Annotated in this window: 10 protein-coding genes and 1 pseudogene; 6 read left to right on the forward strand and 5 right to left on the reverse strand. The window is 64.4% G+C overall.

Annotated elements, in window-relative coordinates; genetic code table 11:
• The first annotated feature begins 75 nt into the window (after positions 1-75).
• Genes AC1DUU_RS16445 through AC1DUU_RS16465 form a run of 5 tightly spaced genes read left to right on the forward strand, consistent with a single transcriptional unit; the run spans position 76 to position 3,233 of the window.
• The gene (locus AC1DUU_RS16445; protein WP_476784481.1) at positions 76-369 is read left to right on the forward strand and encodes a 2Fe-2S iron-sulfur cluster-binding protein; all 294 of its coding nucleotides are present in this window, start codon (positions 76-78) and stop codon (positions 367-369) included.
• Between the two features lie 30 nt (positions 370-399).
• Complete coding sequence (locus AC1DUU_RS16450) at positions 400-648, forward strand: hypothetical protein (protein ID WP_476784482.1); 249 nt, start codon at positions 400-402, stop codon at positions 646-648.
• Entirely contained in the window at positions 615-1,559 is a 945-nt protein-coding gene (locus AC1DUU_RS16455) for an aldehyde dehydrogenase family protein (protein WP_476784483.1), read from the forward strand. Before AC1DUU_RS16450 ends, AC1DUU_RS16455 begins: the two co-directional genes overlap by 34 nt.
• Before the next feature lies 1 nt (position 1,560).
• The gene (locus tag AC1DUU_RS16460) at positions 1,561-2,316 is read left to right on the forward strand and encodes a sulfite exporter TauE/SafE family protein (RefSeq protein WP_476784484.1); all 756 of its coding nucleotides are present in this window, start codon (positions 1,561-1,563) and stop codon (positions 2,314-2,316) included.
• Entirely contained in the window at positions 2,313-3,233 is a 921-nt protein-coding gene (locus tag AC1DUU_RS16465; protein ID WP_476784485.1) for an ornithine cyclodeaminase family protein, read from the forward strand. The genes AC1DUU_RS16460 and AC1DUU_RS16465 overlap by 4 nt, the downstream gene beginning before the upstream one ends.
• A 224-nt stretch (positions 3,234-3,457) precedes the next feature.
• Here AC1DUU_RS16465 and AC1DUU_RS16470 read toward each other — a convergent pair whose 3' ends face one another.
• The 4 genes from AC1DUU_RS16470 to AC1DUU_RS16485 form a co-directional block, all read right to left on the reverse strand.
• Positions 3,458-4,099: a GntR family transcriptional regulator gene (locus AC1DUU_RS16470; RefSeq protein WP_476784486.1), complete on the reverse strand. Its 642-nt coding sequence runs from the start codon at positions 4,097-4,099 to the stop codon at positions 3,458-3,460.
• Between the two features lie 268 nt (positions 4,100-4,367).
• Positions 4,368-5,381: a 2Fe-2S iron-sulfur cluster-binding protein gene (locus AC1DUU_RS16475; RefSeq protein WP_476784487.1), complete on the reverse strand. Its 1,014-nt coding sequence runs from the start codon at positions 5,379-5,381 to the stop codon at positions 4,368-4,370.
• 43 nt (positions 5,382-5,424) lie between these two features.
• Positions 5,425-5,904, reverse strand: coding sequence for a GlcG/HbpS family heme-binding protein (locus AC1DUU_RS16480; protein ID WP_476784488.1), 480 nt, complete (start codon positions 5,902-5,904; stop codon positions 5,425-5,427).
• An 89-nt stretch (positions 5,905-5,993) separates the two neighbouring features.
• Positions 5,994-6,722, reverse strand: coding sequence for a TenA family transcriptional regulator (locus tag AC1DUU_RS16485; RefSeq protein WP_476784489.1), 729 nt, complete (start codon positions 6,720-6,722; stop codon positions 5,994-5,996).
• A gap of 76 nt (positions 6,723-6,798) precedes the next feature.
• On the opposite strand from AC1DUU_RS16485, the pseudogene AC1DUU_RS16490 reads away from it, so the two are divergent.
• Positions 6,799-6,998: pseudogene (locus AC1DUU_RS16490) on the forward strand (IS110 family transposase); the annotation flags it as partial.
• Here AC1DUU_RS16490 and AC1DUU_RS16495 read toward each other — a convergent pair.
• Positions 6,971-8,395 (reverse strand): winged helix-turn-helix domain-containing tetratricopeptide repeat protein (locus AC1DUU_RS16495; protein ID WP_476784490.1); only part of this gene is annotated, 1,425 nt, incomplete at its 5' end. The pseudogene AC1DUU_RS16490 and the gene AC1DUU_RS16495 overlap by 28 nt on opposite strands.

Raw genomic sequence — 8,395 nt, forward strand, 5'->3', positions numbered from 1 at the left:
ACCTACGGCAGCATGGACATCCAGCTCAAGCTCGTCTGAGGGGCCGGCCAGCATCAACATACATCGAACGCACCGATGATTAACATCACCTTCATCACCAATGGCGGCAAGCAGGTGTCCGCACCCGACAACAGCAACCTGCTGCGTGTGTCGCTGCGCGAGAAGGGGGGCATCCCCTTCAAGTGCGGCGGCGGGCTCTGCGGAACCTGCCGCTGCAAGATCGAGACCGGCATCGAAAACACCGATGCCGTCAAGCCAAAAGAGCGCAACCACCTGACCGTGGACGACCTCGCCGCCGGCTTCCGCATGGCCTGCCAGACCTTCGTACTCGGCGACATCAGCGTCTCCTGGGTGCCCAAGACGCGCTGACGCGCCCTTCTCCGAAAGCAGAACCGACTGATGACTGAGCAACATCTGAACTACATCGCCGGCGAGTGGCAGCCCGCGCGTGCCGGGGCCACCTTCGAGAACCGCAATCCCGCCGATGAGCGCGACCTGATCGGGCTGTTTCCTGACTCCGACGCCACCGATGTTGCCGAGGCGGTGGCAGTGGTTGCATCTGCGTGGCCGACCTGGGCGGAGCAGTCGCCGGAGGTGCGCGCGCCGGCAACGGCGTGGTCTTCAAGCCGTCCGAAATCACGCCGCTGATGGGCCAGCGACTGGTCGAGGTCTTGCTCGATGCCGGCCTGCCTCCGAAGCTTGTCGCGCTCGTCCAAGGCAAGGGCGCCAAGGTCGGCCAAGCCATAGCAGCGAGCCCCGGCGTCGATGCGCTGACCTTCACCGGCTCCTACGCGGTCGGCAAACAGATCGCCGCTTCGCAATCCACCGATACCCGCGTGCAACTCGAGATGGGCGGCAAGAACGCGACAGTCGTTTTGGCCGACGCCAGCATCGACAAAGCGGTAGCCACCATCGAACGCGGCGCCTTCGGCCTCACTGGCCAGGCCTGTACCGGAACCAGCCGGGTGCTCGTCGCCCGCCCGCTCTATGCCGAACTGGTTGCAAGGCTGGAAAAGTCCGTTGCCGCCGTCAAGGTCGGGCCGGGCACGGCAGAAGGCGTGCAGATGGGGCCGCTTGCCACCCGCGCGCAGTACGACAAGGTGCTCGCTTATGTAGGCATCGCCCGCGAGGAGGGYGGCCGCGTCGTCGGCGGCGATGCGCTGCGCGAGGCCGACAGCAGTCTGGCGCATGGCTATTTCGTCCGCCCGGCCGTCGTTTCCGACCTGCCAGACGACAGCCGCCTGTGGCGCGAGGAGATCTTCGGACCGGTCGTCGCCATCCGTCCTATCGACAGCCTCGACGAAGCGATCAAGCTGGCCGACGACACCGAATACGGTCTCGCCGTCTCGCTGGTAACTGGCGATCTGCCGTCGGTTTTGCGCTTCGCCCGCGAGACCCAGCATGGCATCGTCAAGGTCAACAGCCCGACCACAGGCGTGTCGCTCAACGCCCCCTTCGGCGGCCTGAAGCATTCGAGCAACCAGGCGGCGAAGGAGCAGGGCGGCGCCAACGTCATGGATTTCTACAGCCGCATCAAGAGCATTTATCTTGGGGCCTGACATGCTCCAGTCCCTGCTCGAGTTGATGCCCGGCGACTTAGTGCCGGGACATCTGTTCGGCATGGGTGCCATGGTCTTCATTGCTGCCCTGCTGCAGGGCATAGGCGGGCTCGGCTTTGCTATGGTGTCGGCGCCGCTTGCGATGCTGTTCTTCCCCGAGATGGCGCCCGGGCCGTTGCTGGTGCTCGGCGCCGGCTTGGCGCTGCTCGGCCTTCTCCGCGACTTCGACGCCGTCGACTGGCCGAGCGTGACCACGCTGATGGCCGGCCGTGCCGGCGGCACACTGGTCGCCGGCGCCACGCTCGCGGCGCTGCCCACCAATGCGTTCTCGATCGTCTTTGCGGTGTTGATCCTTGCTGGCGTCGGGCTGAGCTTCGCCGGCTGGAAGGTCAGGGCATCTCACCCCAACATGGCGCTGGCCGGCCTCGCCTCAGGGCTGATGGGCACCATCACTTCGTCGGGCGCGCCGCCCTTCGCCATCGTCATGCAATATGTGCCGCCGCGCCAGATGCGCGCGACGATCAGCTGCGTCTTCTTCGTTGGCGCGATCCTGTCGCTGCTGATGCTGGCCTATGTCGATCGTTTTACCCTGCCGCAGCTCTGGCTCGGCATCCTGCTCTTCCCGCTGATGCTGGGTGGCTTCTTCGTTTCGAGCCGCTTCGTCGGCTATTTCTCGCCGCGCGGCGTGCGCATCCTTTTGCTCACCATGTCCGGGCTCGGCGCGCTTGGCATTCTCACCCGAACGCTGGTGCAATGATGATCCATATCACCGACGCCATGGTTGAAAAGGCGGTCAGCGCTGCCGACGCTCGCGCCGTGCTGGCCGATGCCTTCCTGTCTTTCGGCAGGCAAGAGGCGGCAATGCAGGCGCGCATCCGCAGCGAGGCCGACGGCGTCAAGCTGTCGACGCTGGGCGCCGTCATCCCCGGCCAGCAGGTTTTGGGCGCCAAGGTTTACAGCACGATCAAAGGCCAGTTCTCCTTCGTCATCTTGCTCTTCTCGTCCGTCGACGGCCGCGCGCTCGCCACTTTCGATGCCGGCGCCATTACCCGGCTCAGGACCGCCGGCTGCTCGGTCATCTCCGCCCAACGGCTTGCCCGCCCTGACGCGTCGACGCTCGCCATCTTCGGCTCCGGTCCGCTGGGCCGGGCGCATGCGGTGCAGATGGCCGAAGCCTTTCCGCTCAGGCACGTGCTGCTGGTGAGCCGGTCGTCCGATCCCGCATTGGCGGCCGAGCTGGAAGCTGCCTGCGGCGTTCCCACGAGAATGGCCACGGCCGAACAGGCGGCAGCGGAAGCCGACATCGTCATTACCGCCTCGCGATCGCCAACTGCATTGTTTTCGGGCGACCTGCTCAAGCCGGGGTGCTTCATTGCTGCCGTCGGCTCGAGCCTACCCAACACCCGCGAGCTCGACGACCGGGCAATCGCACGTGCCTCGCTCGTCGCCGTCGAATGGCGCGAACAGAGCCTACGCGAAGCAGGCGATCTCGCGCTGGCCGATCCCCAGGCGCTCACTGCGGCCAAAGTCGTCGAGCTCGGCGAAATCCTCGCCGGAAGGGCGCGTGGCCGCACCTCAGATGATGAGATCACCGTCTACAAGTCTGTCGGCGTTGGCCTGCAGGACATCGCGCTGGCCGGGCTAGCCTACCGTCGGATCGTTGGCCAGGATTGATCTGGAGGTGGCCCACAGGCTGGGGCCGGTGATTGCCGGCTCCCGACATGGGGCTATCTCTTCTTCACTGCCTGCCGTGCCTGCTGTAGGCGCGGAGCTAAAGGTTCGATTGCGGCGCGTTCAAGACTGGCGACCGGTGGGTGCCTCAGGGTGACACGAAAGCTGATATTCAGGTGCCCCTACCAGCCCCAATTCGCCGGAGAGTTACGACAATCGCTGAGCGCCTATTCCTGTGGCATCTCGGCAGCGTTGTAGACGTGGCGGGCGGCAAGCAAGGCGGCGAGTTCGCTGTCGCCGGCGATGACCGCGCGGAGGATGCCGGCATGCWCTTCCCAGTTCTGGCGGCCGCGGCGCTTGCTGATCGGGGCGAACAGCATCACCGTCCGATCGCGCAGCGAGCGCACTATGTCCTGCAGCACCGAATTGGYGGCGACGGTGGCCAGCGCCTCGTGGAATTCGGTGTTCTGGCGCGAGAGCAGCACCGGATCGTCGGTGTCGGCCAGCTTGGCGCCGTCGTCGAGGATGCGTTGCAAAGCGGCGATCTGTTCGGGGTCGTGGCGCTTGGCGGCCAGCTTGGCGTTGAGCGCCTCGAGCGTAGCGCGAACTTCGACCAGCTCACGCTTCTGCTCCTCGCTGAACACCGCAACCGATGCACCACGACGCGGCTCGATGGTGACGATGCCCTCGGCGGCGAGTTCGCGCAGCGCCTCGCGCACCGGCATGCGCGACACGCCCATCTCCTCGGAGAGGCGGCCTTCGACAAGCCTTTCGCCGACGCCGATTTCGCCGCTGACGATGCGCTCGCGCAAGGCGGCGGTGATCAGCTTGGTGAGCGGAGCGTGGATTTCCCCGAGTATGACGGTCATGGTCTTACACTTCCTGTGGCAAGGGTCGAATCAACCTGCGGAAGCAACGCCTTGTGCCGGACGATATAGCGTCCTGGCTTTGGAGTACAGTATTCAATCAGCACCGCCCATCTGGTGCATTTCAGGCTAGGATTCGAGCCGGATCGCGCCCACGGGTGCCGCCGCATAGGGAATTCCTAGCAAATGGTCGACGCCGTCATGCGGTCGCCCGGCGGGCGTTGCGACTGAGATTTCCATGTTGCCCTCGCCCTGCGCTCGGTGTTCGCCGCTACTCCGCCGGCACCAGCGTGTGCTGGAAGTTGAAGGCGTCGGCGTAGATGAAGCCGGGATTGGCGCCGTTCTCGACGAACAGTTTTTTGGCGCTCGATATCATCTTGGGCGAGCCGCACATGTAGATGGCGTGCTCGGAAAGGTCGCCGATATCCTCGGCAGCGATCTCCTGGACATAGCCCTGCCGTCCTTCCCAGCCCGGACCGGGCCGCGACAGCACCGGCACATACTGGAAGTCGCACAACCGCTCGCCCCAGGACTGGATCACGTCATGCAGATAAAGGTCCTCTTCCGTCCGCATGCCCCAGTAGAGCGACACTGGCGGGCAGTCGGGATCGTCCATCAGCGATTCCAAGATGCTCTTGATCGGCGCCAGCCCCGTACCCGTCGCCACCATCAGCAGCGGGCGGAAATCCTCCTTGCGGCAGCAGAACAGGCCATGTGGCAGCTCGACGTCGAGCCTGTCGCCGGGGCTGAGCCGCAGCAGTTGGCCGCCGGTGAAATGGCCGTCGCGGACGCGCCGGATATGCAGGTCGACGGTCTTGCCATTGGGTACCGAAGCCATTGAAAAACTGCGCTTGTTGCCATCGTCGAGCAGCACGTTGAGATACTGCCCTGGCCGGTAGATCAACTCCTCCGAGCCCGGAAGCGCGAGCGTCAGATGGACGACGTCGCGGCCGACATTGCGGACCGACTGGACGGTCGCGGCATACCGTTCGGGATCGGAGCACGGATCCATCGGCCGTTCGGTCGAGATCAGCAGGTCGCTTTCCGGGCGTGCCTGGCAGGCAAGCGCGAAGCCTTCCTCCTCGTCCTCCGGGGTGAGTGCCAGCGGGTATTCCTCGTAGCGGACGCAGCCTTCCATCAGCCGCACGCGGCAGGTGCCGCAGCCGCCCTCGGTGCAGTCATGCAGCAACTGGACGCCCTGGCGGATCGCCGCCATCAGCACGGATTCTTCCGAGGCAACGGTAAACTGGTCCTCGGTTTCGAGGACGCGCACAACATGGTCCATCCATGTCTCCACTGTTCGGTTGGACGCGGCGCTGCCGCTTCGGTCACTTCTTGATGTCGGCCTGGACCATGACCTTGTGGCCCTTGGGTTCCAGTATCGCTTGCAATGCGGCGAGCGCCGCCACGCCGCAGGCGATGTCTTGTTCGCCATTGCCGCCGCTGAGGCCGACGCCGCCGATCACCTCGCCGTCGACGACGACGGGAAAGCCGCCGACGAAGGCGGCGAAGCGGCCCTCGAAGCTGAGCTGGATGCCGAAGGCCTCGTTGCCGGGCAGCGCCGGGCCGTTCGGCGGGGTGGTGAACAGATGCGTCGAGCGCTTGTGGCCGGCGGCGGTGAAGGCCTTGTTCCAGGCGATCTGCGGGCCGGTGACGCGCGCGCCGTTCATGCGCTCCAGCGCGATCGGATGGCCGCCGTCATCGGCGATGCAGACTGTTTCGGGAACATTGAGCTCCAGCGCCTTGGCCACAGCCGCAGCCATCATCACACGGGCTTCTTCGAGTTCGAGTTTCAAGACCTGTTTCACGTCGTTGTCGTCCGGTAATTGTTGGCGTTTGGGTCAGCGAGGGAACGCACGAGGCAGGGCCGCCCCGCGCGCTCCCCACTGTGGCGGGATCAGGCGGCGAGCAGTTCCTCGAGCGGCAGCTCGGCCGCGACATAGTCGTTGTAAAGCGCGGTGGTGTAGAGCAGCCGCATCTGGGCACCGACCTCGCAGATCTTGAGGCAGCGCTGCTGCATCTCGACGGTGCGGGCATGCTCGAGCACGATCTGGTAGCCGCGCTCGCCATGGATTTCGTCGGAGACGATATGCAAGTCGAAGAACTCGACCTCCTCGTCGGTGAAGCCATATTTGTCGCGCAGGGTCGGCGTCTGCTTGCGGTAGATCGACGGCACCTGCGATTCCAGGCCGACGACGAGGCCGGCAACGGCGACGATCGGGTCTTCGCGCATTGCAACCGAATAGCACCAGCTCTGCAGGCCGCGTGTCGTCGGCGACATGTTGTCGGAGTCGCGCATCCTGTCGCCTGTCGTGCCGCAGGCTTCGCCGAAACGAACGAGTAGATCGGTGTGACGGTCGCCRCCGATCTCTTCCTCATACATGTTGGCSAGMAGGAAATCCTTSGCCTCGACATRMYSCTCYGGCATGCGGGCATAGATGTAGCCGAGGTAGTCCGCGAASGGSCCGACATAGTGGTAGTGGTTCTCGGCCCAGCGSGMGAGATGSTCRCGGCTSAGCTTGCCRCTTGCCCASSCGASGCTGAATGGCGACTTGTTCGCGCTCTTGCCCTTGATGGCGTTYTCMAGTGCSGTRCGRAAYTCGTCCGGGTTCATYGCGACGGTCATTCATTGCTCCTTCGGGTCGTCACATGTCAGGTCATTTGGGATACTGTATACCAAAATGACCCGAGTGCAAGAGCCGCTGGTCGGAGCGCATACCGCCCTCTACCGGATGAAGAAGGGGACGAGTGATGGCCTTTGGCGAACTGGGCCCGAGGCCTGCTTGCGAAGAAGCCCTTCACGCTTGTCGCGGTTGCAGTCGCCAACAAAATCGCCCGCATCGCATGGGCGATCATGGCAAAGGGGCATGAACTTCACTCCGGAAGGCCGGCCTTGCGGTAGCCATCGACGAAATGTTCGAGCGTTGCAGCGTCGCGAAATGGCTCCGTCGAGGCCCAGTGGCGGGTTGTGAAATTCGGATTGCCTGTGAGGAACAGTTCGACCTCTGCGCGCGCCTCTTCGAGCCGGCCCAACTGGGCAAGGCTTGYCGCCAGGAAACGGCGTGAGCTTGTACGATAGGTCTCGTCCTTGTGCAGTGTCTCGACAGCGGCTTCATAATCGACAGCCGCATATTGCGCCTGTCCGAGCGTCAGATAGTACCAACTTGGCGGAAACGGATTGAGCCGGAACGCCTTGCGAATGTGCTCGAGGCCCTCCTCAACCCGCCCGGCCAGGACCGCGATGTCGGACAATGCCGCCCAGGTGTCGGCCTCGTTCGGGTCAAGCTTGATCGCCTTGGCGAATTCCGCATCCGCCTCGGCGAAGCTGCGCTCATAGGCAAGCAGGTAAGCCAGGACCCAGCGACAACCAGCATCGTTGGGATCGATCGCGACAGCCTTTCGCGCCAGTTCCAAAGCAACCCTACGAGTAGGCTCTGCTGGCCCGCCGCTATGTATCCATCCCATCCAGTGGTTCATGGCAAGCCAGCGATGGGCCTCGGCGTATTCCGGATCGAGCGAAACAGCGCGAGAGAGCATCAGATGGGCTTCTTGCGCCGCCTGCGGCATGTCATCCATCAGCTTGCGCGCCCGCACGCAGAGATCGTAGGCCTCGAGATTTTTGGGCCGATTGCGCGGTGGCGGCGAGCGCAGCCGGCCCAGCAACGCCTCCACGATCTTGCCGGTGACCTCGCCCTGGACGGCAAAGATATCTTCCAGGCCGCGATCGAACCGTTCCGCCCATAAATGATCGCCACTCGCCGCGTCGACCAGCTGAGCGTTGATGCGCACGCGTCCCGCCGCGCGGCGTGCGCTCCCCTCCAGCAGGTAGCGCACGCCGAGCTCTTCGGCGATCGCGCGCACGTCCGTCGCCTTTCCCTTGTAGGCGAAGGCCGAGTTGCGGGCGATGACGAACAGGCCAGAAATCCTGGACAGGTCGGTGATCAGGTCTTCGGTCAACCCGTCGGCGAAGGAGGCTTGCTCGGGATCGTGGCTGACATTGACGAAAGGCATCACGGCTATCGACGGTTTGTCGGGCAGCGGCAAGAGTTTTCGCATCGCGCCATGGATCTGTTCGACGGCTCCCGTGAAGCGGTAGCCGACGCGTGGAACCGTTGATATCCATTCACCGCCGTCGTCGGCGGGGCCAAGCAACTTCCTGAGCTGCGCGATCTGGACGGTGAGGTTGCCTTCTTCGACGGCTGTGCCCGGCCACGCGGCGTCCATCAATTCGGCCTTATCAAGGATTTCGCCTGATCGTCTGACGAGCGCCGCAAGCAGCTTCAGCCCGCGGTGGCCGAC

Source organism: Aminobacter sp. P4_H6_2, assembly GCF_056400805.1.